The following is a 24,212-nucleotide window of genomic DNA, read 5'->3' as shown; positions in this document are numbered from 1 at the left end:
GTCGACGGCCACGGGGATCCCAACACGGACGCCTACCGTGACGCGCTGCAGACGCTCTACCCCGTCGCGTACGCCCTCAAGTTCTTCAGCAAGCGCACGCTCGACCGCGACTACACCGTCATGCCGCTGGAGGCGCTGTGGTGGGCGGACGACATGGCGGCGTTCACCACCGCCCGCGACAAGTCGCAATGGGACTGGAGGGCGCTCATCCTGGTGCCCGACTGGCTCACCGACGAGCACGTCGCGGAGGCCCGCGCAGCTGTCGCGGCGAAGGGCGGCGTCCTGCTGCTCGACAGCCTGCGCGTGGAGACGCTCGAGGAGGGCCTCAGCGTGCAGACCCTCCATCTCGGCTCGTACGACGATGAGGCGCCCGTGCTCGAGGAGTTGCACGAGGAGTTCATCCCGGCCAACGGCCTCCGCATGACGGGCCGGCACCACGAGATCTACCTGAGCGACGCCCGCCGCACCGCGCCCGAGAAGCTGCGCACCATCCTGCGGCAGCCGGTCGAACGGGTGGACTGAGCGGGCTCAGCCCAGGTCGTCCGGGTCCTTCCCCGTCCGCTCGCCCGTCTCCAGCGCGGCGATCGCGGCGAGGTCGGCGGCGTCCAGCTCGAAGCCGAACACATCGGCGTTCGAGCGGATGCGCTCCGGTGACGTCGACTTGGGGATCACCACGTTTCCGAGCTGCAGCTGCCAGCGGATGACGACCTGGGCCGGGCTCACGCCGTGCTTCGCGGCCAGCCGGTCGAGCGTCGGGTCGCCCAGGATGCGGCCCCGCGCCAGCGGCGACCAGGCCTCGGTGACGATGCCGTGGGCCGCGTCGTAGGCGCGCACCTGTGCCTGCGGGAGCCACGGGTGCAGCTCCACCTGGTTCACCGCGGGCACCGTCGCCGTCTCGCGGGCGAGCCGGCCGAGGTGGTGGGTGTGGAAGTTGGCGACGCCGATCGACCGCGCGCGCCCTTCGTCCCGGACTCGCTCGAGCGCACGCCAGGTCTCGACGTACCGGTCGCTCTTCGGCGCCGGCCAGTGGATGAGGAACAGGTCGACCGCGTCGAAGCCCAGGAGTTCCAAGCTCCGGTCGAACGAGCGCAGGGTCGAGTCGTACCCGTTCTCGGTCCACCAGACCTTGCTCGTGACGAAGACCTCTGAGCGGTCGAGCCCGCTGCGCCGCACACCTTCGCCCACGCCGCGCTCGTTGTCATAGAAGGCGGCCGTGTCGATGTGGCGGTACCCCGCATCCAGTGCGGCAACCACCGCATCCGCCGTCTCGGCCTCGGGGATCTTGTACACGCCGAAGCCCAGCTGCGGGATCGTGTTGCCGTCGTTGAGAGTCAGCTGCGGGATGCTCGCCATGGGTTCATTCTGCCCCGCCCCGCGCGTACAGGTGGGGTGACGGAAGGAGAACGCACATGGCATTGAACGACAAGACGATCGCGCTCCTGGTCGGCCCGGAGGGTATCGAGCAGGCGGAGCTGGTGGAGCCCTGGAAGGCGGTCAGCGACGCAGGCGGCACGCCGAAGCTGATCTCGAAGGAGGAGGGCGAGGTGCAGGCGTTCAACCACCTGACGCCCGCCGACACGTTCCCGGTGGATGCGACCCTCGGCTCCGCGAGCGCCGAACAGTACGACGCGCTGGTGCTGCCCGGCGGCGTCGCCAATGGAGACCAGGTCCGCACCTTCCCCGAGGCGGTCTCGCTCGTGAAGGCGTTCGCCGACGCGGGCAAGCCCATCGCGGTGATCTGCCACGGCGGATGGGTGCTCATCGAGGCGGGCGTGCTCGACGGACGGAAGCTGACCAGCTGGCCGAGTCTGCAGACGGACTACCGCAACGCGGGCGCCACCTGGGTGGACGAGGAGGTCGTCGTGGACGACGGGCCGTTCACGCTCGTCTCCTCGCGCAAGCCCGACGACCTCGCCGCATTCAACCGCGAGCTGCTCGCCGCCTTCGAGTAGAGCCCGGTGGACGTTCCCTGGCAAACGCCTCAACGGCAGTTGCGGGCGGCCCTCGCCGCGGGAGCGTAGGGCATTCCTGGACCATCGAAAGGAAGGAGAGCACATGCTCACCCTCACGGAGAACGCCAGCACGATCGTCAAGACGCTGACCGACCAGTCCCCCGACGAGACGGCCGGCCTGCGGATCAGCAGCAGCAACCCCGACGCCACCGCCTTCGCGGCGGCCGTCACCCCCGAGCCGGAGGCCTCGGACCAGGTCGTGGAGTCGGGCGGCGCCCGCATCTTCCTGGAGACGCAGGCCGCCGAGGTGCTCGACGACAAGGTGCTGGACGCCCAGGTCGACGACCAGGGCGGCGTCAGCTTCGCCATCGGCGCGACCGCCTAGCAGTCGCGTCACGCGGAAGGCCCGGAGCCGTCGGCTCCGGGCCTTCGTCGTTCACAGCGAAGGGTCGGTGAGCACCCTGCCGACCGCGCCGAGCACGCCGGGCCATCCGCGACCCATGCCTTCGAGCGCCGTCCGACCGAGCGGCGAGTCGAGGTCGAAGCCCTCGTGCCGCAGGAACAAGCGGGTGCCGGCGCCCTCGGGCACCAGCGTCCACGTGATGGTGGTGTCGATTACGCCCTCGCCGAAGCTGTACCGGATGAGGCGTTCGGGCGCCACCTCCAGCACCTCGCATCGCTGGAGCCCCCACGCGCCCATGTCGAGGGTGAAGCGGTGTCCGACCTCCGCTCGTACATCGCCTGCGGCCCACCATCGGGCGACGAGTTCCGGATCGGTCATTGCGCGCCAGACGGTGGCCGGCGGGTGCGGCAGAAACTCCTCGCACTCGATGGCGGGAGTGGTGGTGTCGGTCATCATGGCCCTTCGTTCGAGGTCGGTGGGTCCGCAGACGGCCCCGGCGCTCATCGCGGACGAGCAGAATACGTCGGGGATTTCTGACGGGTCAATGTGGCGGATGCGTCGTGGCCAATAGCGGCCACGCCGAGTTGCCCGGTGCGGGCGTCTCTTGAAACTGTGCCGTATGGCCGGATTCGATCGCATCGGGATGCCGAAGCACGTGTTGACCTTCGTCCTCCTCGCCGTGGGCGGTGCCGTCTTCGGCATCCTCTCGTCGCTTGTGAATACCTCCCCGCTGTGGGCGATCCCGTCGAAGATCCTCGGCATGGGCTGGTCGTGGGCGGCTCTCGGGATCGTGGCGGCGGCGCTCGTGCCCTGGGCGCCGATCCGGAGCGCCCTGATGGTGCTTCTCTGCGCGGTCTTCAGCTACTACGGCAGCGACCTCTCCCTCGGGCTTTACGCGTCGATCGAGGGCACTGCATGGGACGTGCTCGCCGGGGATGCCGGCATATGGGCGGCCGCCTCCGTGCTGGCGTGCGTTCCTCTCGGGATGATCGGTGCGGCCCTGCGACGGCCGGACGTCCTGGGCGTGCTCGCGCGCCTCGCCATCCCGGTGGGCGCGGCGGTGGAGTACTTCGTGCTGCGCCTCCCTGGCGAGGTCGCGCTGCAGCCCAACCCGGTGACCGTCGCAACCTACGCGATTGTGGCCACGGCGGGAACGGTCTGCGCGATCGCGATCGTGGTGCGGGCGGCCGCGCGGGGCGAACTCAGGTGGCCGGGGACTCGCGCGTCTCGACCGGACCCGTCGGCGGGGTGAGGTCCTCGACGACGATGGGATGCGGCGCCGTGCGGTCCTCCGGCAGCCCCCACAGCGGCTCACCCTCGCCCGCATCGAGCAGGAACTCGGCGGCCGAGGTCCAGAACGGCACGATCTTCATCGGCGGGATGTCCTCCTCGCCGGGGAAATGCGCGGCGAAGTGCACCTCCGGGTCGCCGTTGAGCGGGTCGGACGCTGCGATCAGCCCGTAGTAGTTCTCGTCGTCGACGACGCGCCAGCGCCCGGTGCGGCCGTGCTCCGGCTCGATCCGGACGGTGTAGCCGCCGTACTTGAAGTCCGGCCCCGGGGGCAGAGAGGCGCGCTCATCCTTGGTCATGCCTCCAGTTGTACGACGGCGGGGCCTCGCGGGACAACTCGTTCACTTGCCTAGCAAAACGGTGTAGGGCTACACCCGGCATAGGGCCTGTCAACGCCTCGACTCGGGAGGGCGAAGGGATTGGAGTGGTCTGCGACGAGAGGGGGCCGAATGCTGGCCATGACATACCGCGGTCCGTACAAGATCCGCGTGGAGGAGAAGGACAGGCCGAAGATCGAGCACCCCGGCGACGCGATCGTCCGCGTGACGCTGGCCGCCATCTGCGGCTCCGACCTGCACCTGTATCACGGCATGATGCCGGACACCCGGATCGGGCACACCTTCGGGCACGAGTTCATCGGGATCGTGGACGAGGTCGGCCCCGATGTGCGCAACCTGAAGGTGGGTGACCGGGTGATGGTGCCGTTCAACGTCTTCTGCGGGAGCTGCTACTTCTGCGTCCGCGGCCTCTACTCGAATTGCCACAACGTGAACCCCAATGCGACCGCCGTCGGCGGTATCTACGGGTACTCGCACACGACCGGCGGCTATGACGGCGGCCAGGCGGAGTACGTGCGCGTGCCGTTCGCCGACGTCGGGCCGGCCATCATCCCCGACTGGATGTCGGATGAGGACGCTGTCCTGCTCACCGACGCGCTGCCCACCGGATACTTCGGCGCGCAGCTCGGAGAGATCGAGGAGGGCGACACCGTCGTCGTGTTCGGCGCCGGGCCGGTCGGACTCTACGCGGCGAAGTCGGCCTGGCTGATGGGCGCCGGCCGGGTGATCGTCATCGACCACCTCGACTACCGCCTCGCCAAGGCTCAGGAGTTCGCGCACGCCGAGACGTACAACTTTACGCAGCTGAATGACGTGGTCCTGACCCTGAAGCGCACCACCGACGGGCTCGGCGCGGACGTCGTGATCGACGCAGTCGGCGCGGAGGCGGACGGCTCGGCGCTGCAGCACATCACGTCGTCGAAGCTCAAGCTGCAAGGGGGTTCGCCTGTCGCCCTCAACTGGGCCATCGACTCCGTGCGCAAAGGCGGCACCATCTCGGTGATGGGCGCCTACGGGCCGCTGTTCAGCGCGGTGAAGTTCGGCGACGCGATGAACAAGGGTCTCCGGATCAACACGAACCAGTGCCCGGTGAAGCGCCAGTGGCCTCGCCTGTTCGAGCACGTCCGCAACGGCTACCTGACGCCCAGCGAGATCGTAACCCACCGCATCCCGCTCGAGCACATCCAGGACGGGTACCACCTGTTCTCGACGAAGCTCGACGGCATCATCAAGCCGCTCGTCATCCCGAGCGCGGCCTAGGAGGACCACCATGCCGTACGTCGCACGCGACCACACGAAGAAGTACGACCCCGAGGCCCTGCGCCGACGCATCCCCGGGTGGGGAGTGGACAGTGACCCCGCCGACCGGCCGTCGCATCCACGCGAACGGTTCGACCCGGAGGCGACCGGGGCGCACTGGGAGTTCCCGGAGCGCCAGGAAGCGGCCGGATACCGCGAGCGCTCCATCGAGCACCAGATGCTCACCCCGTCTTCGGCGCGGCGCAGCCGCTGCACGGCGTCTCGGGCGCCATCCGCCGGTTCGCCTACGAACGGTACAGCGAGGGCGCACCGCTCACTGGCTGCTGCTGGTGGTCGGCGACCGGGTGGATGCGATCGGTGCGCACGTGAGGTCGCTCGCGAGCCGGCGCCCCGACGACCCGATCACCGAGTCGGGCGTGCTGGCCGAGCTCGGACACCGGCCGATCCTCGTCGCGCTACGGCGTCAACCGCGCCGACGTGAAGCACACCTGGCTCGATCCGATCATCGTGCTCGGGCCGTGGGTGATCGCCGGTGTGGTCGCGGTGCGGACCGTGGCGAAGATCGCCCGGCGCTGACTCCGCTGAACCGGTCGTTCTAGCCGCACGCGGCCGCGTGTCAGTCAATCGCCTGCACGCGGCCGTGTGATCGTCGTTCGATGGTGTCCGGTGCGCGGGCGGCCTCAACCCTGCTCGGTGGCCCGCGCACCACTCACCTCGACGCTACGGCGCGGCCACCTCCTCGGGCAGGTCGGGGCGGGCCCCCTGCTGCTCCTGCTCCTCGCGCTCCTGCTCCGCCTCGGCGTCGCCGCCGCGGAACTGGGTCATGTGCAGCTCGTAGTACGCGCCGCGGCGCTCGAGCAGGGTCGCGTGGTCGCCCTGCTCGACGATGCGGCCGTGCTCCATGACCAGGATGGTGTGCGCGTCGCGGATGGTCGACAGCCGGTGCGCGATCACGAACGACGTGCGGTCGGTCCGCAGCGCCGCCATGGCGTGCTGCACGAGGAGTTCGGTGCGGGTGTCCACCGACGAGGTCGCCTCGTCGAGGATGAGCAGGGACGGGTTGGCGATGAACGCCCGCGCGATCGTGATCAGCTGACGCTCGCCGGCCGAGACGTTCCCGCCCTCGGCGTCGATCACCGTGTCGTAGCCGTCCGGCAGCTGGCGCACGAACCGGTCGACCATCGTGGCCTTGGCGGCTGCGATCACCTCGTCGTCCGTCGCGTCGAGCCGGCCGTAGCGGATGTTCTCGCGGATGGTCCCGGAGAACAGCCAGGCGTCCTGCAGCACCATGCCCACCTGTCCGCGCAGCTCGTCGCGCGACAGGTGCGTGGTGTCGACGCCGTCGAGGCGGATCGCCCCGCCGCTCAGCTCGTAGAACCGCATGATGAGGTTGACCAGCGTGGTCTTCCCCGCGCCGGTCGGTCCGACGATCGCGACGGTGCTGCCCGGCTGCACGCTGAGCGACAGGTCCCGGATGAGCTCCGTCTCGGGGTCGTACGAGAAGTCGACGTGGTCGAGCTCCACCCGGCCGTCGGCGCGCTCCGGCAGGTGCTCCGTCACGGTGTCGGGCGTCTGCTCCGCGGAGTCGAGGAATTCGAACGTCCGCTCGGCGGATGCGACACCCGACTGCAGCATGTTCGCCATGCCGGCGATCTGCCCGATCGGCTGCGAGAACTCCCGCGAGTACTGGATGAACGCCGTGGCGTCGCCGATCGTCAGCTGCCCGGCGGCGACCTTCAGCCCGCCGACCACCGCGATGAGCACGTAGGACAGGTACGAGACGAAGTTCATTGCGGGCATGATGCTGCCCGACACGAACTGCGCGCCGACCTGGGCCTTGTGCAGGGTCGAGTTGCGGGCGTCGAACTCGGCGAGCATGACCTCGTCGCGCCCGAACGCGCGCACCAGGTCGAGACCCGAGTACGACTCCTCGATGTGTCCGTTGAGCGCGCCGGTGGAGGCCCACTGCGTCTTGAACAGCTTCTGCGACCGCGAGCCGATGATGCCCGCGATGACGCCGGAGAGCGGGATCGAGATCAGCGCGATCAGCGCGAGCTGCCACGACACGATGAACATCATGATGGCGATGCCGATCACGGTGAGCACCGACTGGATGAGCTGTGAGAACGCCTGCTGCAGCGCCAGTCTGGATGTTGTCGACGTCGTTGGTCACGCGCGACATCAGGTCGCCGCGCTGGCGCGTGTCGAAGTAGCTGAGCGGGAGCCGGTTCAGCTTGGCCTCGACGTCCTTCCGCAGCCCGTAGACCACTCGCATGACCAGCGCCGTTGAGCAGGTAGCCCTGCCACCACTGCAGCAGCGAGGCGACCAGGTACATCGTGAGCACGATCAGCAGGAGCCGCCCGAGCTCGGTGAAGTCGATGCCCTGCCCGGCCGTGACGCCGGAGCCGGCGATCACGTCGGCGAGCTGGTCCTGCCCGGCCGCCCGCAGCTGCTCGATCACCTGGCTGACGGGCACGCCCGGGGGCAGTTGCGACGAGATCACGCCGCGGAGGATGACGTTCGTCGCGTCGCCCAGGATCTTCGGAGCGATGACGATGAGCACGACAGAGACGACCGTGAGCAGCGTGACGAAGGCCATCCCGAGCCACTCCGGCTTGAGCAGGCCCATCAGCCGCTTGAACGACGGCCAGAAGTTCTCGGCCTTCTTCGCCGGGGCTCCGCCGAACATGTCGCCGTCGCCCTCACCCGGCGTGAAGTCGTACTGCCTCTTCGAGCTCGTCGAGCACGATGTCCGTGGCGTTCGGCGTCTGCTCCCCTCAGGGCGGCCGCCGCGCTTCTTGGTGCTCCGTGGTGCGCGCCATGGTCAGGCCACCTCCAGGCTCAGCTGCGACTCGACGATCTCGCGGTAGGTCTCGTTGGTCTCGATCAGTTCGTCGTGCGTTCCGCGGCCGACGACCCGCCCGTCGTCCATGACGATGATGGTGTCCGCCTCCCGGATCGTGGACACCCGCTGGGCGACCACGATCACCGCCGCGTCACCCGTCGAGTCGGCGAGCGCGCGTCTCAACCGGGCGTCGGTCGCGACGTCGAGCGCCGAGAACGAGTCGTCGAACAGGTAGACCTTCGGGCGGGCGACGAGGGCGCGGGCGATGCAGAGACGCGCTGCCGTTGGCCGCCGGAGACGTTGGTGCCGCCCTGCGAGATGCGCTCGTCGAGCCCGCGTCCCTTGGCGCGGACGAAGTCCTCCGCCTGCGAGATGCGCAGCGCCTCCCACAGCTCGGCGTCCGTGGCGTCGGGCCGGCCGAAGCGCAGGTTCGACGCGATGGTCCCCGAGAAGAGGTACGGACGCTGCGGCACGAGTCCGAGCACGCCGGCGATCTGCTGCCGGCTCAGCTCGTCGACCGGCACGCCGCCGATGAGCACGTGACCCTTCTGCGGTGTGAAGAGGTTCGCGATGACGGACACCAGCGTCGTCTTGCCCGATCCGGTCGAACCGACGATCGCGGTCACCTCGCCCGCCTCGGCGGTGAACGAGACGCCGTTCAGCACCGGCTTCTCGGCCCCGGGGTACCCGAACGTCACATCCTGCACCTCGACCGTGCCGTCGGCGGGGACGGCGGACGCGCCTGCCCCTTCGACGGTGGTGCTGGCGGACGCGCCGAGCACCTCCTCGATGCGCTCCGCGCAGACCATGGCCCGCGGGATCATCATCGCCATGAAGACGCCCATCATGACGGCCACCAGGATCTGCAGCAGGTACTGCAGGAACGCGGTGAGCGCGCCGATCTGGATGTCGCCCGCATCCACCCGGTGCCCGCCGAACCACAGCACCGCGACCGTCGCCGCGTTGAGGATCAGCATGATCACCGGGAACATCAGCACGAAGACGTTGCCGACCTTCACCGATATGCGGGTGAGCGCCGCGTTCGCGTCGTCGTAGCGCTTCGTCTCGAACCTCTCTCGCACGAACGCCCGGATCACGCGGATGCCGACGATCTGCTCGCGGATCACGCCGTTGACGCCATCGATGCGCTCCTGCATCACGCGGAACATCGGCAGCAGGATCGTCACGAGGATGCCCACCACGATGAAGAGCACGGCCACGGACACCCAGATGAGCCACGACAGGCCCGCGTCGACCCGCACCGCGAAGATGATGCCCGCGATGCACATGATCGGCGTGGAGACCATGAAGTTGAACGTCATCAGCAGCAGCATCTGCACCTGCTGCACGTCGTTCGTGTTGCGGGTGATCAGCGTCGGCATGCCCCAGCGCGCGAGGTCGAGCGACGGCAGCGCATCCACCTTGCGGTAGAAGGAGCGGCGGATGTCCTGGCCGGCCGACATCGACGCACGTGCGCCGAAGTACGTGGCGGCGACGGCCGCGATCACCTGCACGAAGCAGACGATCAGCATCACACCGCCGGTGCGCCAGATGAAATCGGTGTCGCCCTTGACGACGCCCTTGTCGATGATGTCCGCGTTGAGCGTCGGCAAGTAGAGGGCGGCCATGGTCGCCACCAGTTGGAGGAGGACGACCGCGGTCACCGCGCGCCAGTAGGGGCGCACGAAGCGGAGTGAGAGACGAAGCAGAGTCACAGTGATTCCCGGGTGTGCTGTGTGTGGATGCGGGTGCCGGCGATGCGCGGCACCCGACGACGATCTATATGAGGCGACGCTATCTACCTAAGAGGACGCACAGTGTCCTCAATCGTGACGGATCACGCCGGCGTGTAGGCCAGATGCACGACGCCGTTCGCGTAGGCGTACTGGTGGCGCAGCCGGAGCTTGACGGGCGCGCTGCCCTCCGGGAACAGGCGGGCGCCGGTTCCGCGGACGGTCGGATAGACGAACAGGTGGAGGGTTCCGACGAGCCCGTCGGCGAGCAGCGACCGCACGAGCGAGCCGGAGCCGCTGACGTAAACGCCGCTGTACCCGTCGGCGAACTCCCGGATGCGCTCGGCGTCGTAGGCGCCCAGCGAGCGGGAGTTGTTCCAGGTCCTTGCAGCGGTCTCGTCATCGAGCGACGAGCTGACCACGCCCTTCGGGCTGTCGTTGAAGAACGGCGCCCCGGGGTCGTCGTCGGCGGTGCGCTGGGACCAGGCGGGGGCGAACATCTCGAAGGTGCGTCGACCGAGCAGGATGGCGTCCGAGGCGCGGGTGATCCGCCCGATGTCCTCGCCCATCTCCGGGTCGAACCCGTACTCGGCGGTCCAGCTCGGATCCTCGAACACGCCGTCCAGCGAGACGAACTCGTGCACAGCGATCGCGCCCATACGATTCCCCTTTCCCGCGGAACAGCATAGGGCGTGGCGGGCCGCGTGAACAGGCCGCACTGACCGGAAGCGGGCGGGCCGGAAGGCGACCGGTCACTCGGGGTGTCAACCCCTGCCCGCGACACTCCGCAGCGCGTAGACCTGCATCATGACCGCAACGATCCCGCTCACGGCCGACCGCCGGAGCACGGCCCCGCAGCTCACGCCGGACGTCGTGCCGGGAGTGCACCGGCTCGAGCATGCCGCCACCAACTGCTACCTGCTCGCGGACGGGGACTCCTGGACGCTCGTGGACGCGGCCTTCCCGAAGACCTGGAGCGCGCTGATCCGAGCGGCGCACGAGCTGGGCCTCCGCATGCGCGACCTGCAGGGCATCGTGCTGACGCACGGGCACTTCGACCACGTCGGCGTCGCGAAGCGGGCGGTCGAGGAGTTCGGGGTGCCGGTCTACGTGCACGCGGAGGACCGGAGGCTCGCGGCGCATCCCTACCGCTACCGCCGGGAGCACACGCCGCTGGTCTACCCCTCCTCTATCCCCGGTCGTTGAGGCCGGTGACCGGAATGGTGCGGGCGGGCGCCCTCAGCGTCAAGGGCGTGGAGGCGGTGTCCGAGCTGCCCGGATCCGGGATGCTGGATGTGCCCGGCCGCCCCGAGGTCGTGTTCACCCCCGGCCACACCTTCGGGCACTGCGGCCTGCTGCTGCGGAGCGCGGAGACGCTCCTCACGGGGGACGCGATCGTCACGCTGGACCCGTACAAGGGTCGGGTCGGACCGCAGATCATCGCGGGCGCCGCGACGGCGGACTCGGACATGGCCCTGCGCTCACTGGACGCCATCGCCGCGACCGGCGCCCGCGTGCTGCTGCCCGGGCACGGCGAGCCGTGGTTCGACGGCGCCGCCGCCGCGGTCGCTGCAGCGCGGGCGTTCGGTCGCAGCTGATCCGATCCGTCAGGCGGCCGGGCCGAGCACTTCGAGCAGGCCGCCGTCCGTCACGGCCGCGAGCGACAGCACCTTGTAGCCGGCGTCGTCGAAGAACACCGTCAGCCGGTCGGCCTCGGTGTGCATGACGACTCCGGCGCCCCAGGTCTCGTGCGTGACCCGTGCGGCCAGCGGGAACGGCTCCTCACCCGCCGCGTCGTGCTGGTCCGCCCAGCGGTAGGCGCTCCCCGACGAGCACGTGTCGCAGTTGCCGCACGGCTTTTCGAGTTCCTCCCCGAAATAGCCGAGGAGGAACTGGCGGCGGCACATTCCCGTCTCGGCATATTCCTGCATCAGCTGCGAGCGGGAGTGCTCGATCCGTTGCCGGGCCTCCGCCTCGGCGACCGCGCGGATGCGGCTTCGCCGGCCTTGACGTCGGCCGCCCGCAACTCGTCGTCACCGCCCGAGAGCACGTCCGCGTCGCGGAGCAGCCCGAGCAGCCGCCCGAGCGAGCGGACGCTGATGCCGGTGCGTTCGGCGAGGTCGGCGCGGCCGATGCCGGGCTCCTTCGCGATGGCGCCGAAGACGCACGCCAGCTCGTCCGCATCCGGTCCCCCGCCGCTGAAGAACTTGGTCAGGGCGAAGTCCTCCGGCCGGTAGTGCAGCGTCACGACCGCGGGCTCGCCGTCGCGTCCGGCGCGTCCGGCCTCCTGGTAGTAGCTGTCGAGCGAGTCGGTCACCGACGCATGCACGACGAAGCGGACGTCGTGCTTGTCGATGCCCATCCCGAACGCGCTGGTCGCGGTGACGACGCGTGCGCGGTCGTCCATGAACCGTTCGTACACGTCGTCGCGCTCGGCACGCCGCAGGCCCGCATGGTAGGCGGCGGCCGGGATGCCGTGCCTCTCGAGCTCCTCGGCGTACTGCTCGGCGTCCTTCCGGGTCGCGGTGTAGACGAGACCGGAACCCTGCAGCTCGCGCACGTGCTCCACGACGGCCGCGCGCTTCTCCGCGTCCTCCTCGTGGCGACGCACCTCCAGCCGCAGGTTGGGGCGGTCGAATCCGGTCGCGAACAGCCGCGGCCGTCGCATCCCGAGCCGCTCCCCGATCTCCGCCCGCACCGGCGGCGCACCCGTGGCGGTCATCGCGACGACAGGAGGGTGCCCCAGCTCGTCGATCACGTCGCCGAGGAGCAGGTAGTCGGGCCGGAAGTCGTGGCCCCACGACGACACGCAGTGCGCCTCGTCCACCGCGAAGAGGGACACGGGCAGCGCACGGAGACGCTCGCGCACCTCCGGGTTCGCCAGCTGTTCGGGCGCCAGGAAGGCGAAGCCGGCGCCGGCCGCCTCCAGGGCCTCCCAGTCGTCCTCGCGCTCGCGCTGGCCGGCGGACGAGTTGATGGCGAACGCGCGGGGCACATCCTTCGCCTCGGCGAGCGCGCGCACCTGGTCCTCCTGCAGCGAGATCAGGGGAGAGACCACGATCGTGACGCCTCCGAGCACGGTGCCGGTCACCTGGTACAGCGACGACTTGCCGTAGCCGGTCGGCATGACGGCGAGCACGTCGCCGCCGTCGAGGAGGACCTGCATCGCCTCCGCCAGGCGCGGCCGGAGCTCCTGCCAACCGAACGACTCGCGGGCGACCTCCTGGATGCGCGACATGCCGCCACCGTAGCGGCTCGGGCTGGTGGTTCGCGGGGTCATCGGTTGTACGCGCGCTCCTGGTCCCGCTCGTCCGCGACGCGGACTCCGTGGCGGTAGGCCAGCTCGCCGCCGAGGAACCCGGAGACGCCGACCACGAGGATTCCGATGAGCGCGAGGATGAACCCTCCCACACTCGGGTGGTCCGGGTCGCCGGCGCGAACGATGGCGCTCACGATGAACAGCACGATGGCGGTGGAGTTGAAGATCAGGTGCCAGACGGCGGTGCGCTTCACCTTCGTGCCGGCGGGCAGCTGCGAGAAGTCCAGGAGGCCGAAGACTGCGGCGAGCAGTCCGCCGATCACACCGATGACGACCAGCCAGAGCGCGCCGACGGCGAGCGCCCCGGGCGCCGCCCCGAGCAGCGCGGCGATGTCGAAGACGACGGCGGCCGTCCACGCCCCGATGGGGATCGTGACGACGGTCGCATGGAAGGGATGGCCATAGGGCCCGGCGACCACGGAACGTGGTCGCTTGGCGCGCCGGAATCCGGGCTCGACGTCGGGGGCGGTCATGGGATGCTCCTCTCCAGGTGTCGGCATCGTCGGCCCGGGATGCGGTCGGCGACAGTCCCTTCCGCACGGCCGCTCCGGCGCGTATGGGCGTCGGTCCGGGCACGCACCGCCGACTGTCAAGGCCTCCACCGGTCTCCGCCGCGCGCCTAGGGTCGGGCCATGAGCGCATCCCCCGTCGTCGTCGTCACCGGAGCATCCAGCGGTCTGGGCCGCGCCACCGCCCTCGCCTTCGCGAGACGGCACGCGCGACTCGTGCTCGTGGCGCGGGGCGCATCCACTCTGAAGGAGGTCGCAGCCGAGTGCTCGGCGCTCGGCGCGCGCGGCGTGGCGACCGTCGCGGGCGACGTGACCGACCGGTCCATCACCGACCGCGCGGTCGACACGGCCATCGCCCGCGACGGCAGGCTCGACGTGCGGGTCAACGCGGCCGCCGTCACCGCCTACGGCCGGTTCTGGGAGCAGGCGCCCGCCGACTTCGAGCGCGTGCTCGACGTCGACATCCGCGGCTACGCGAACGGCAGCAGGAGCGCGCTGAGGGCGATGCTGCGGCAGCGGTCCGGGCTGATCGTCAACGTGTCGTCGATCCTCGGCGAGGTGCCGCAGCCGTACTCGGCGGCGTACTCGATGTCCAAGGCGGCCATCATCGCTTTCGGTCGCAGCCTCCGCTCAGAGCTGTCGCTCGCGAAGTCGCCGGTGCACGTGGTTACGGTGCTCCCGCCGACGCTGGACACGCCGATCTTCCATCACGCCGGCAACATCACCGGTCGCGCTCTGAAGGCGCTGCCCCCGGTGTACCCGGCGTCGGACGCGGTGGATGAGATCCTCGCCGCCTGGAAGCATCCGGGCACCCCGGAGCGCACGGTCAGCGGTCCGGGCCGAACGCTGGTGCGGCAGCACCGGAAGCGTCCGCAGCTCGTTGAGGCCGCGGTCGCCCGGCAGACGGAGGCCGGCCAGCTCTCCCGGGAGCGCGTCGCGCCGACGACCGGCAACCTCTACGAGCCGTCGGGGCCGCCGCACGCCGTGTCCGGCGGCTGGGGCGGCACGCGCAGGAAGACGGGCCGCGTGCTCCTCGTCGCGGCGCTCACGGCCGGGGTCGCCTACGCCGTGCGCTCGCCGCGCGCGCCTCGCTGACCTCCCGCCCTCCGCCCGGGCCGCCGCGGGGATCCGCCCGCAAGGGCTTGTCTTGACGACGGGAGAGCGTATGGATGTGCGTACACACTTCGCCGGAACGAAGGAGGCGACATGGAGACGGTCCTCGCCGTGCTCGAGCGCGACGACACCGCATACGAGATCGAGTTCGAGCAGACGAGCGAGCCGCCCTTCGAGCTACGCCTGCCCTCCGACATCGGCGGCGCCGCGGTCATGGACGTCTTCGACCTGTGCGACTCCACGCTCTGGCCGGAACTCATCCGCTATCGCTTCAGCGAGTGCGTGCCCGTAGTCATCGGCTCGCCCGACGACTTCTGAGGGGCATCCCGCTGGGATAACAGTGCATGCCAGGGGGCGCCGCCCGTGGCTATGCTGTGCGCCATGAGCACCAAGAGCCGCCAGGGACCGCACCGCGAGGAGACGCTGCAGCTCGGGGACAAGCGCGGACTGTGGGGCGCGTTCGCGGGGCTGATCACCGCCGTGCTCATCGCGTATCCGCTGTCGGCCTGCATCGCGTTCGCGACGCATCCCACCACGCAGAAGCTCTTCGGGGGCCGCCTGGAGTCGGCGTCGGCCGGGGCTACGCGGCCTTCTGGTGGGTGCTCGCCCTCGGCTGCATCGCGCTGCCGTTCCTCGTCGGCTTCGGCATCGCGCGCCTCTCGGGCCGCGCGCTCATCGTCATGGCGACGATCGTCGTGCTGTTCATCATCGCGGTGGTCGTGCTCGGTCAGATGTTCGCGTTCTGACCCGACGCGGGTGCCGTCAGCCCGCGCGACTCTTCAAGAGCTCCGCGCGCTCCGGGTGCGACTCGAACCAGTCGCCCACGTACCAGCACATCGGGACGATCCGCCGGGAACTGCTCTTCTCGATGTCGTCGACCGCGTACTCGACGAGCTGACCGGCGTAGCCCTTGCCGCGGAACTCCGGCACCGTGAACGCACGCGTCAGCGAGATCGAGTCGCCCAGGATGCTGTAGTCGAGCACGGCCACCAACTCGCCGTCGACGTGCATCGCGTACCGGTTCGCATCCGCCTGATCGCTGAATTCGGTGGCCATGACCCCATCGTACGTCCGCCGTCCAGAGGGACAACCGGGGTACGGTGATGGTGTGGGATCCCGACCCGCACCCCAGGGCTCCCGCGCGTTCCGCGACAGAGGTCACAGCAGCCCATGCCGCCGGTGGCGACCGCCTCCCGCGCGACTCGACGAGCCTGGAGTACCGCTGTGACGTTCGACGCTTCGTCGCCCGCCCTCGCCCCCGCCTTCCAAGACCTGCTCGAGCAGGTGCCGATCCCCGAGCGCTCCGTCATCGAGGCCGAGACGGTCGCCTACGAGCACCAGGGGCTGCCCCTGGAGGGGTACCTCGCGCGCGACGCCAACGCCGACGAGCGCCGGCCGGCGGTCCTCGTGCTGCACGACTGGCACGGCGTGGGCGACAACGTGCGGATGCGCGCGCAGATGCTGGCTCGGCGGGGCTACGTCGCGTTCGCGGCGGACCTGTACGGCGCCGGCGTGCGGCCCAGCGGGGAGGCGGCGCCCGCCGAGGCGGGGCGGTACTACCGCGATCTGCAGCTGCTCCGCTCGCGCGTATCCGCCGGATTCAGCTGGCTGCAGCAGCATCCCGCAGTCGATCCGGCGCGGCTCGCCGTGATCGGGTACTGCTTCGGAGGGACGGCGGCGCTCGAGTTCGCGCGGACCGGCGCCCCGGCCCGGGCTGTGGTCTCCTTCCACGGCGGCCTCATCGCCCACGACCCGTCGGACGCGGCGCAGATCACCGCATCCCTCCTGGTGCTGACCGGCGGCTCGGACCCGGTGGTGCCGGACGAGGCGGTCGTCGCGTTCGAGCAGGAGCTGCGCGGGGCGCCGCACGTCGACTGGCAGGTGACCACCTACTCCGGGGCGCCGCACGCGTTCACCATCCCCGGAACAGAGAGCTACCGACCGGTGGCGGATGCGCGCAGCTGGCGGGCGCTCGCCTGCTTCCTCGACGAGATGTTCCGCTGATGGGGACGGGTCGAGGGGCCCTCCGCCGCTGATTGGCGGTCTTGGATGCGGTCATGTAAGCTCGTATCCGGCCTGCTTGCGGGCCATGCGCCACTAGCTCAACGGATAGAGCATCTGACTACGGATCAGAAGGTTGGGGGTTCGAATCCCTCGTGGCGCACACTGGTTGAGACAGTACGGAAGCCCCGGGCCATCGGTCCGGGGCTTCCTGTTTGCGCGCCATCCCCTCCCGAGCCCGCCGAACGGTGAGTGGATGCGCCTATCCCGCGCGAGTTGCGACATCATGTCGCCACCCGGCGCAAACGGGACGCGGACCGGCGGAGCGCGTCAGGCGGAGGGCGACGGGGCCGCCGTGCTCGACCGGACGACGAGACGGGTGTGCTGCACCGACGAGCGGACGGGTTCCGGGCGCTGCTCGATCTCGGCGATGAGCAGCTCGAGGGCCCGCCGGCCGATCGCCTCGAACTCCTGGTGCACGGTCGTGAGCGGCGGCCAGAAGGAGTCCGACTCCGCCATGTCGTCGAACCCGACGACGCTGACGTCCTCCGGCACGCGGCGGCCGGCCTCGTGGAGGGCGCGCAGCACGCCGAGTGCCATCTGGTCGTTCGCCGCGAACACGGCGGTGATCTCCGGCCGCGCCGCGATCTCCTGGCCGTGACGGTAGCCGGCCGCGGTCGACCAGTCGCCGCGGAAGACCTCGGGGATGGGCGCATCGGCCTCTTCGAGCGTGCGGCGCCACGACTCCTCCCGGCGGGCGGCGGAGTACGACTCGGCCGGCCCCGAGATGTGCCAGACCGTGCGGTGACCCAGCGGACAGCAGGTGCTCGGTCGCCTGCCGGGCTCCCTCCGCCTGGTCGGTGTCGACCTGGGGGTAGTCGCGGCGCTCTGTCGAGTCCACGACGACGACGGAGAGCCCCGACGGCAGTTCGACGTCGGAGCGGTCGGCGATGTGCGCCTCCAGCACGACGATGATGCCGTCGACCGCCTGCTCCAGCAGACGGCTGAATGCGGCGCTCACGTCCTTCTGCGTCGGTCGTTCCACCGGGACGACGGTTATCGAGTAGCCGGCCTTCGCGGCCGAGACGGCGATCGCATCCAGCGTGCGCATGTTGCCGTAGGACGACAGGGTGAACATCATCACGCCGATGTTCCGGAACTGGCCCGAGCGCAGGGCGCGGGCCGCGCGGTTGGGCCGGTAGCCGAGCGCCTGCATGGACGCGAGGACGCGCTGGCGCGTGGTCTCCTCGACGTTGGTGAGCCCGTTGGCGACGCGCGACACCGTCTGCGTCGAGACACCGGCGTGTGCCGCCACATCCCCGAGGGACGGACCGCGCTTGCGGGACGCCGGAGCAGGCTGGGTGTCGGCGATCGGCTCGGTCATGGCTCCACTTTCTCACATTCGACTTGCGCTGTGTTGACGTCAACATGTTAGAGTGGCGCCCACGATGTTGACGTAAACATCGCCGACCCGATCTCCGACCCAGGGAAGACATGACAACGACGTCTCTCACGCAGGCGATTACGCCGCGCGGCTCCCGCCGCCGGCGCCTCACGCGTCGCGACTGGCGCGGCTGGGCTTTCGTCGCCCCTTCATGGTCGTCTTCGCCGCCATGATCATCGCGCCCGTGCTCTACGCGCTCTACCTCAGCCTCTTCCGGCAGCAGCTCATCGGCGGCAACGCGTTCGTCGGTCTCGGCAACTACCTCGCCGTGCTGCAGGACGACAAGTTCTGGGCCTCGCTCGGCCGGGTCGCAATCTTCCTGGTGGTCCAGGTGCCGGTCATGCTGGCGCTCTCGCTGATCGCCGCGCTCGCCCTCGACAGCGCCCGCCTGCACGGCTCCGGCTTCTTCCGCATCGCGCTGTTCCTGCCGTACGCCGTCCCGGGCGTGGTGGCCGCCCTCATCTGGGGCTTCATCTACGGCGACCAGTTCGGGCTCACCGCCAGCGTCAACCAGCTGCTCGGCACCGGCCTCGCGCCCCTGAGCGGCCAGTGGGTGCTCGCCTCCATCGGCAACATCGTCACCTGGGAGTTCATGGGCTACAACATGCTCATCTTCTACTCGGCGCTGCGCGTCATCCCCACCGAGCTGTTCGAGGCGGCCGAGATCGACGGGGCCGGGGCGCTCCGCACCGTGTTCAGCATCAAGCTGCCGGCCATCCGCGGCGCCATCGTCATCGCCACGATCTTCTCGATCATCGGCAGCTTCCAGCTCTTCAACGAGCCGAACCTGCTCAAGCAGCTGGCGCCGAACGCGATCAGCAGCTACTTCACGCCCAACATGTACGCCTACAACCTCTCGTTCGCCGGTCAGCAGTTCAACTACGCCGCGACCGTCGCGATCGTGATGGGCGTGGTCACCGCCGTGATCGCCTACGTCGTGCAGCTCCGCGGCACGAGGAAGGAGCTCCGCTGATGGCCTCCCTGACCGACACGCGCAGCGCCCGGAGCCCCGCGGCCGCGTCCGCAGCGTCCCCTGCGCGCCGCCGCCCGCAGCAACGCGGGCGCCGGATCCGGCCGGCGCATCCGCAAGTCTCCCTGCTGACCGTGGTGATGATCCTGTTCGTCATCTACTCGTTCGTTCCGCTGATCTGGCTGATCGTCAACGCGACGAAGAGCCAGCCCGACCTGTACTCGTCCTTCGGGCTGTGGTTCGGCAAGGACTTCAACCTCTTCCAGAACATCGTCGACACGTTCACGTACCGCGGCGGGATCTTCGTGCAGTGGCTCGGCAACACGCTGCTGTACGTCGTCGTCGGCGCGGGAGGTGCGACGCTGCTCGCCACCGTCGCCGGCTACGGGCTCGCGAAGTACGACTTCCCGGGCAAGCGCGCCGTCTTCGCGGTGGTCCTCGGCGCGATCGCCGTCCCGGGCACCGCTCTCGCCGTCCCGACCTTCCTCATGTTCAGCCAGGCCGGGCTCACCAACACGCCCTGGGCGATCATGCTGCCGTCGCTGATCAGCCCGTTCGGGCTCTACCTGATCTGGACGTACGCGACCGAGGCCGTGCCGACCGAACTGCTGGAGGCGGCGCGGATGGACGGGGCCGGCGAGTTCCGCACGTTCTTCACGATCTCGCTGCGGCTGCTGGCCCCCGGCATCGTCACCGTCGCGCTCTTCGCCATCGTCGCCACCTGGAACAACTACTTCCTGCCGCTCATCATGCTGAGCGACCCCACCTGGTACCCGCTCACCGTGGGCCTCAGCCAGTGGAGCGCGCAGGCGACCGGGGTCGGCGCCCAGCCGATCTTCAACCTCGTGATCACCGGATCGCTCATCACGATCGTCCCGATCGTGCCGCCTTCCTGGTGCTCCAGCGCTACTGGCAGTCGGGTCTCGCCGCCGGAAGCGTCAAGCAGTAACCGCATCCATCCATCCATGCATCGCATTCCACGAAGAAGTGAAAGGGAACCCATGAAGCGCACACTCGCGTCCCGGACTCTGCGCCGGGCCGTCGCGGCGGCGGTCGTCAGCACCGTGATCGGCGTCTCGCTCGCCGCCTGCTCCGGCGGAACGTCCTCGGGAGGCGGCAGCGCCTCCGACATCGACTCGGCCCTCAAGCAGGGCGGCACCATCACGTACTGGTCGTGGACGCCGTCGGCGGAGGCGCAGGTCGCCGCCTTCGAGAAGCAGTACCCGAAGGTGAAGGTCAAGCTGGTCAACGCCGGCACCAACACCACCGAGTACACGAAGCTGCAGAACGCCATCAAGGCCGGCTCGGGCGCCCCCGACGTCGCGCAGGTCGAGTACTACGCCATCCCCCAGTTCGCCCTCTCCGACTCCCTCGTCGACCTGAAGCAGTACGGCTTCGACAAGCTCAAGGGCGACTACACGCCCGGCCCGTGGGGCTCGGTGAACGTCGGCGGCAAGCTGGTCGGCCTCCCCCAGGACTCCGGCCCCATGGCGATGTTCTACAACAAGACGCTGTTCGACAAGTACGGCATCGCGGTGCCGAAGACCTGGGACGAGTACGTGGCCGCAGCGCAGAAGCTGCACGCCGCCGACCCGAACGCCTACATCACGAGCGACTCGGGCGACTCCGGCTTCACCACCTCCATGATCTGGCAGGCCGGCGGCCGCCCGTTCGAGGTGAACGGCACGAAGGCGACGATCAACCTCCAGGACGAGGGCACCAAGAAGTGGACCGCCACCTGGGACAAGCTGGTCGAGGGCAAGCTGCTCTCCACGGTTCCCGGCTGGAGCGACGACTGGTTCAAGGCGCTCGGCAACGGCTCGATCGCGACCCTCGTCACCGGCGCGTGGATGCCCGGCGTGCTCGAGTCGTCGGTGAAGGACGGCGCCGGCCAGTGGCGCGTCGCGCCCATCCCGACCTACGACGGCACCCCGGTCAACGCCGAGAACGGCGGCGGCGGGCAGGTCGTGCTCAAGCAGAGCAAGAACCAGGCGCTCGCGGCCGGCTTCCTGAAGTGGCTCAACAACGACCCGAAAAGCATCGAGGTCTTCCTGAAGTCCGGCGGCTTCCCGTCGACCACCAAGGACCTGGAGTCGTCCGACTTCCTCGCGCAGGCTCCCGACTACTTCGGCGGCCAGAAGATCAACGAGGTGCTGGTGGACGGGGCCAAGAACGTCTCCTCCGGCTGGCAGTACCTGCCGTTCCAGGTCTACGCGAACAGCATCTACGGCGACACCGTGGGCCAGGCGTACACGTCGAACTCCAGCCTGAACCCGGCGCTCCAGTCGTGGCAGAAGGCGCTGGTCGACTACGGCAACCAGCAGGGCTTCACCGTCACCGGCAAGTAGCCCCGCCTGCGGCCGGTCGCGCTCGTCGCGGCCGGCCGCATCCTTCCACTTCTCAGGAGAACCATGACCACCTTCGAGATCGCGGGCGACGACTTCGTCCTCGACGGCGAGCCGCACCGCATCCTCTCGGGAGCCCTCCACTACTTCCGCGTGCACCCGGACGACTGGGCGGACCGCATCCGCAAGGCGCGTCTGATGGGGCTGAACACCATCGAGACGTACGTGCCGTGGAACGCGCACGAGCCCCGTCCCGGCGAATGGGTCACGGAGGGCGGTCTCGACCTGGGGCGGTTCCTGCGTGCGGTGGCCGACGAGGGGATGCACGCGATCGTCCGTCCCGGGCCGTACATCTGCGCGGAGTGGGACAACGGCGGCCTGCCGGCATGGCTCTTCACCGACCCGTCGGTCGGCATCCGGCGGTCCGAACCGCAGTTCGTGGCGGCGGTCAGCCGCTACCTGCGGAACGTGCTCGCGATCGTGCGGCCGCTGCAGGTGACCGAGGGTGGTCCGGTGCTGCTGGTGCAGGTCGAGAACGAGTACGGCGCCTACGGCGACGACCAGGAGTACCTGCAGCAGCTCGTCGACGTCATCCGCGAGGCGGGCATCACCGTTCCGCTGACGACCGTCGACCAGCCGCAGGACGACATGCTGCGGAACGGTTCGCTGCCGGAGCTGCTGAAGACGGCATCCTTCGGCTCCCGTTCGCGGGAACGGCTGGCGACCCTGCGCCAGCACCAGCCGACCGGTCCGCTCATGTGCTCGGAGTTCTGGGACGGCTGGTTCGACAGCTGGGGGACGCACCACCACACCACGTCGGTGGAGCAGTCGGCCGGCGACCTGGACGACCTCCTGGCGCTCGGCGCCTCCGTCAATCTGTACATGTTCCACGGCGGCACCAACTTCGGCTTCACCAACGGCGCAAACGACAAGGGCGTCTACCAGCCGATCGTGACCAGCTACGACTACGACGCCCCGCTGGACGAGGCCGGCGAGCCGACGGAGAAGTTCTGGGCGTTTCGCGACGTCATCGCCAAGTACGCTCCCGTACCCTCCCTGGATCCCGTGGTCGCGGCCGCCGCTCCGTCCTTCACGGCCGCGTTCGACGCCGCCCTCCCGCTGTCGGCGGTGGCGGACCGCCTCGGCGAGTGGACCCACGTGGACGCGCTGCCCACCTTCGACGAGCTCGGCCACTACAGCGGGCTCGGGCTGTACCGCACCGAGATCGACACCGCCGAGCCGGCGGTCCTGGAGTTCGGCGAGGTGCGCGACCGCGCCTACGTGTCGGTGGGCAGCAGCCGCCTGGGAGTGCTCGCTCGCGACCACCACGACTCCGCCATCGCGCTGTCGCCCAGCCGCGGGACACTGACCGTCCTCGTCGAGGACCAGGGCCGCGTCGACTACGGCCCCCGCATCGGCGAGCCGAAGGGACTGATCGGCCCCGTTCAGCTGAACGGCGAGGAACTGCAGCGGTGGAGCGTCCTTCCGCTGCAGCTGTCGGACATCGCGCCCGTGTCCGCTGCGTTGGCCGCTGCCGATGCTCCGGCGCCTTCGCGGCTCGCCGGCCCCGTCTTCGCGCGAGCGGTCTTCGACCTCGACGAGCCGGCTCCCCTCTTCCTCGATACGACAGGGTGGGGCAAGGGCGTCGCCTGGATCAACGGCTTCAACCTCGGCCGCTACTGGACCCGCGGCCCGCAGGAGACGCTGTACGTGCCGCGCGGCATTCTGCGCGCAGGGCGCAACGAGCTGATCATCCTCGAGCTCGAGTCCGCCGCCGAGGCGATCGCCGCCTTCGTGCCCGAGCCGCGCCTCGGCCACACCGAGTTCTGACCGCCTGCGCGACAGCATTCGTGACGAATGGTCGCTATCCGATGCGGATAGCGACCATTCGTCACGAATCTTCGCGGGTGGCTCGTGCGGCCCGCACTCAGGCGGTCCAGCCGCCGTCGATCGTGACGGCCGAGCCCGTCATGTAGCCGGAGGCGTCGGAGGCGATCCACGACACGAGCTCGCCCACGTCCGAGCTGTGCCCGAACCGTCCGAACGCCGTGAAGCCGGCCAGGTAGTCGCCCGCTTCGCCGTCGGCCGGGTTGCCCTCGGTGTCGATCGGGCCCGGCTGGATGACGTTCACCGTGATCCCGCGCCCCGCGAGGTCGCGAGCCAGGCCCTTCGTGAAGCCGACCATGGCCGCCTTGGTGAGGCCGTAGACCGCCCCGCCGGTGAACGGGATCCGCTCGGCGTTGACGCTGCCGATCGTGATGATCCGGCCGCCGTCGGGGAGCAGCGGGATCGCGGCCTGGGTGGCGTAGACGGTGCCGCGGATGTTCAGGTCGATCGTCGCCTCGATGTGCTCGTCGGGCGTCTCGGTGAAGTGCTCGAACCATCCGCCGCCCGCGTTGTTGACGAGGATGTCGAGTCCGCCGAGCGCGGCGACGGAGTCACGGACTCCGGCGCGCGCGGCGTCGGCGTCGGAGGCGTCCGCGTGCACGGCCACGGCGCGTCCCCCGGCGGCCACGATGTCGGCGACGAGTGCGTCGGCGCGCTCCCGCGATGCACGGTAGGTGACGGCGACCTCGGCGCCGTGGGCCGCGAGCGCACGGGCGATGCCCTCGCCGATCCCGCGGGCGCCCCCGGTGACGAGCGCCTTCTTGCCGGCGAGGGTTCCGGTGGATGCTGCGATGGTGGTCAT

23 protein-coding genes, 1 tRNA gene and 5 pseudogenes are annotated in these 24,212 nt (G+C 69.7%); 16 read left to right on the top strand and 13 right to left on the bottom strand.

Translation table 11 applies throughout. The features are described 5' to 3' along the window. The first annotated feature begins 120 nt into the window (after positions 1 to 120). Positions 121 to 522 (top strand): GyrI-like domain-containing protein, encoded by a 402-nt coding sequence (locus ACRAWC_RS25445; RefSeq protein ID WP_431349996.1) that lies wholly within the window; start codon positions 121 to 123, stop codon positions 520 to 522. Positions 523 to 528: 6 nt separating this feature from the next. On the opposite strand, the gene ACRAWC_RS25440 is transcribed toward ACRAWC_RS25445, so the two are convergent. Beyond that, positions 529 to 1,353, bottom strand: a complete 825-nt coding sequence (locus tag ACRAWC_RS25440; protein ID WP_431246340.1) for an aldo/keto reductase — start codon at positions 1,351 to 1,353, stop codon at positions 529 to 531. A 56-nt stretch (positions 1,354 to 1,409) separates the two neighbouring features. On the opposite strand from ACRAWC_RS25440, the gene ACRAWC_RS25435 reads away from it, so the two are divergent. Together ACRAWC_RS25435 and ACRAWC_RS25430 are read left to right on the top strand one after the other, a co-directional pair. Next, positions 1,410 to 1,952: a type 1 glutamine amidotransferase domain-containing protein gene (locus ACRAWC_RS25435; RefSeq protein ID WP_431349941.1), complete on the top strand. Its 543-nt coding sequence runs from the start codon at positions 1,410 to 1,412 to the stop codon at positions 1,950 to 1,952. A gap of 103 nt (positions 1,953 to 2,055) precedes the next feature. Continuing rightward, positions 2,056 to 2,337, top strand: coding sequence for a Fe-S cluster assembly protein HesB (locus ACRAWC_RS25430; RefSeq protein WP_431219846.1), 282 nt, complete (start codon positions 2,056 to 2,058; stop codon positions 2,335 to 2,337). Between the two features lie 51 nt (positions 2,338 to 2,388). Here ACRAWC_RS25430 and ACRAWC_RS25425 read toward each other — a convergent pair whose 3' ends face one another. Beyond that, positions 2,389 to 2,859 carry an SRPBCC family protein gene (locus tag ACRAWC_RS25425; protein WP_431349940.1) on the bottom strand — a complete coding sequence of 157 codons (471 nt, stop codon included), beginning with the start codon at positions 2,857 to 2,859 and terminating at the stop codon, positions 2,389 to 2,391. A gap of 115 nt (positions 2,860 to 2,974) precedes the next feature. Here ACRAWC_RS25425 and ACRAWC_RS25420 point away from each other — a divergent pair, with 115 nt between their 5' ends. After that, a complete protein-coding gene (locus ACRAWC_RS25420; RefSeq protein WP_431349939.1) occupies positions 2,975 to 3,607 on the top strand; it encodes a hypothetical protein in 633 nt (210 codons plus the stop codon). On the opposite strand, the gene ACRAWC_RS25415 is transcribed toward ACRAWC_RS25420, so the two are convergent. Continuing rightward, a complete protein-coding gene (locus tag ACRAWC_RS25415; RefSeq protein WP_431246336.1) occupies positions 3,558 to 3,944 on the bottom strand; it encodes a hypothetical protein in 387 nt (128 codons plus the stop codon). The two genes, ACRAWC_RS25420 and ACRAWC_RS25415, sit on opposite strands and share 50 nt — an antisense overlap. A gap of 150 nt (positions 3,945 to 4,094) precedes the next feature. Between ACRAWC_RS25415 and ACRAWC_RS25410 the strand changes: the two genes are divergently transcribed. Continuing rightward, complete coding sequence (locus ACRAWC_RS25410; protein WP_431349938.1) at positions 4,095 to 5,243, top strand: zinc-dependent alcohol dehydrogenase; 1,149 nt, start codon at positions 4,095 to 4,097, stop codon at positions 5,241 to 5,243. 284 nt (positions 5,244 to 5,527) lie between these two features. On the opposite strand, the gene ACRAWC_RS25405 is transcribed toward ACRAWC_RS25410, so the two are convergent. From ACRAWC_RS25405 to ACRAWC_RS25390, 4 genes and pseudogenes are all read right to left on the bottom strand, one after another. Further along, on the bottom strand, positions 5,528 to 5,680 hold the full coding sequence (locus tag ACRAWC_RS25405) for a hypothetical protein (RefSeq protein WP_431349937.1): 153 nt from the start codon (positions 5,678 to 5,680) through the stop codon (positions 5,528 to 5,530). Between the two features lie 283 nt (positions 5,681 to 5,963). Then, positions 5,964 to 7,933: pseudogene (locus ACRAWC_RS25400) on the bottom strand (ABC transporter ATP-binding protein). Positions 7,934 to 8,068: 135 nt separating this feature from the next. Continuing rightward, a pseudogene (locus ACRAWC_RS25395) lies at positions 8,069 to 9,804 on the bottom strand (ABC transporter ATP-binding protein). A gap of 122 nt (positions 9,805 to 9,926) precedes the next feature. After that, positions 9,927 to 10,481, bottom strand: coding sequence for a dihydrofolate reductase family protein (locus tag ACRAWC_RS25390; RefSeq protein WP_431246333.1), 555 nt, complete (start codon positions 10,479 to 10,481; stop codon positions 9,927 to 9,929). A gap of 148 nt (positions 10,482 to 10,629) precedes the next feature. On the opposite strand from ACRAWC_RS25390, the gene ACRAWC_RS25385 reads away from it, so the two are divergent. Together ACRAWC_RS25385 and ACRAWC_RS25380 are read left to right on the top strand one after the other, a co-directional pair. Next, a complete protein-coding gene (locus ACRAWC_RS25385; protein ID WP_431219838.1) occupies positions 10,630 to 11,028 on the top strand; it encodes an MBL fold metallo-hydrolase in 399 nt (132 codons plus the stop codon). Positions 11,029 to 11,033: 5 nt separating this feature from the next. Next, positions 11,034 to 11,420 carry an MBL fold metallo-hydrolase gene (locus tag ACRAWC_RS25380; RefSeq protein WP_431349995.1) on the top strand — a complete coding sequence of 129 codons (387 nt, stop codon included), beginning with the start codon at positions 11,034 to 11,036 and terminating at the stop codon, positions 11,418 to 11,420. 9 nt (positions 11,421 to 11,429) lie between these two features. Here ACRAWC_RS25380 and ACRAWC_RS25375 read toward each other — a convergent pair whose 3' ends face one another. From ACRAWC_RS25375 to ACRAWC_RS25365, 3 genes are read right to left on the bottom strand one after another with little or no spacing between them, the layout of a single operon-like run. Further along, positions 11,430 to 11,753 (bottom strand): RecQ family zinc-binding domain-containing protein, encoded by a 324-nt coding sequence (locus tag ACRAWC_RS25375; RefSeq protein ID WP_431349936.1) that lies wholly within the window; start codon positions 11,751 to 11,753, stop codon positions 11,430 to 11,432. Next, on the bottom strand, positions 11,753 to 13,102 hold the full coding sequence (locus ACRAWC_RS25370; RefSeq protein ID WP_431349935.1) for a RecQ family ATP-dependent DNA helicase: 1,350 nt from the start codon (positions 13,100 to 13,102) through the stop codon (positions 11,753 to 11,755). Before ACRAWC_RS25370 ends, ACRAWC_RS25375 begins: the two co-directional genes overlap by 1 nt. Continuing rightward, positions 13,099 to 13,614: a DUF2231 domain-containing protein gene (locus tag ACRAWC_RS25365; protein ID WP_431246331.1), complete on the bottom strand. Its 516-nt coding sequence runs from the start codon at positions 13,612 to 13,614 to the stop codon at positions 13,099 to 13,101. The genes ACRAWC_RS25370 and ACRAWC_RS25365 overlap by 4 nt, the downstream gene beginning before the upstream one ends. 159 nt (positions 13,615 to 13,773) lie before the next feature. Here ACRAWC_RS25365 and ACRAWC_RS25360 point away from each other — a divergent pair, with 159 nt between their 5' ends. From ACRAWC_RS25360 to ACRAWC_RS25350, 3 genes are all read left to right on the top strand, one after another. Then, on the top strand, positions 13,774 to 14,745 hold the full coding sequence (locus tag ACRAWC_RS25360; RefSeq protein ID WP_431349934.1) for an SDR family NAD(P)-dependent oxidoreductase: 972 nt from the start codon (positions 13,774 to 13,776) through the stop codon (positions 14,743 to 14,745). Between the two features lie 111 nt (positions 14,746 to 14,856). Continuing rightward, positions 14,857 to 15,081: a hypothetical protein gene (locus tag ACRAWC_RS25355; RefSeq protein ID WP_431246329.1), complete on the top strand. Its 225-nt coding sequence runs from the start codon at positions 14,857 to 14,859 to the stop codon at positions 15,079 to 15,081. 281 nt (positions 15,082 to 15,362) lie between these two features. Next, positions 15,363 to 15,509, top strand: a complete 147-nt coding sequence (locus ACRAWC_RS25350) for a hypothetical protein (RefSeq protein ID WP_431349933.1) — start codon at positions 15,363 to 15,365, stop codon at positions 15,507 to 15,509. Positions 15,510 to 15,525: 16 nt separating this feature from the next. Here the strand turns inward: ACRAWC_RS25350 and ACRAWC_RS25345 are convergent, their stop codons facing one another. After that, the gene (locus ACRAWC_RS25345; RefSeq protein ID WP_431246327.1) at positions 15,526 to 15,819 is read right to left on the bottom strand and encodes a GNAT family N-acetyltransferase; all 294 of its coding nucleotides are present in this window, start codon (positions 15,817 to 15,819) and stop codon (positions 15,526 to 15,528) included. A gap of 168 nt (positions 15,820 to 15,987) precedes the next feature. On the opposite strand from ACRAWC_RS25345, the gene ACRAWC_RS25340 reads away from it, so the two are divergent. Both ACRAWC_RS25340 and ACRAWC_RS25335 read left to right on the top strand, forming a co-directional pair. Then, positions 15,988 to 16,767: a dienelactone hydrolase family protein gene (locus ACRAWC_RS25340; protein WP_431246326.1), complete on the top strand. Its 780-nt coding sequence runs from the start codon at positions 15,988 to 15,990 to the stop codon at positions 16,765 to 16,767. Positions 16,768 to 16,854: 87 nt separating this feature from the next. Then, positions 16,855 to 16,927: transfer RNA gene (locus ACRAWC_RS25335), tRNA-Arg, on the top strand. A 167-nt stretch (positions 16,928 to 17,094) separates the two neighbouring features. Here ACRAWC_RS25335 and ACRAWC_RS25330 read toward each other — a convergent pair. Then, positions 17,095 to 18,148 (bottom strand): annotated as a pseudogene (locus ACRAWC_RS25330) (LacI family DNA-binding transcriptional regulator). A 110-nt stretch (positions 18,149 to 18,258) separates the two neighbouring features. Here ACRAWC_RS25330 and ACRAWC_RS25325 point away from each other — a divergent pair. The 4 genes and pseudogenes from ACRAWC_RS25325 (at position 18,259) to ACRAWC_RS25310 (ending at position 23,353) form a co-directional block, all read left to right on the top strand. Next, positions 18,259 to 19,181, top strand: a pseudogene (locus ACRAWC_RS25325) (carbohydrate ABC transporter permease). After that, positions 19,181 to 20,127 (top strand): annotated as a pseudogene (locus tag ACRAWC_RS25320) (carbohydrate ABC transporter permease). Before ACRAWC_RS25325 ends, ACRAWC_RS25320 begins: the two co-directional pseudogenes overlap by 1 nt. Positions 20,128 to 20,179: 52 nt before the next feature. After that, positions 20,180 to 21,526 carry an ABC transporter substrate-binding protein gene (locus tag ACRAWC_RS25315; RefSeq protein WP_431246322.1) on the top strand — a complete coding sequence of 449 codons (1,347 nt, stop codon included), beginning with the start codon at positions 20,180 to 20,182 and terminating at the stop codon, positions 21,524 to 21,526. Between the two features lie 63 nt (positions 21,527 to 21,589). Further along, positions 21,590 to 23,353 carry a beta-galactosidase gene (locus ACRAWC_RS25310; protein WP_431246321.1) on the top strand — a complete coding sequence of 588 codons (1,764 nt, stop codon included), beginning with the start codon at positions 21,590 to 21,592 and terminating at the stop codon, positions 23,351 to 23,353. Between the two features lie 97 nt (positions 23,354 to 23,450). Here the strand turns inward: ACRAWC_RS25310 and ACRAWC_RS25305 are convergent, their stop codons facing one another. Beyond that, the gene (locus tag ACRAWC_RS25305) at positions 23,451 to 24,212 is read right to left on the bottom strand and encodes an SDR family NAD(P)-dependent oxidoreductase (protein WP_431246320.1); all 762 of its coding nucleotides are present in this window, start codon (positions 24,210 to 24,212) and stop codon (positions 23,451 to 23,453) included.

This window comes from Leifsonia sp. L25 (genome assembly GCF_050632895.1).
Note: the sequence above shows the minus strand (reverse complement) of the source record. Positions and strands in the feature narration are given on the sequence as shown.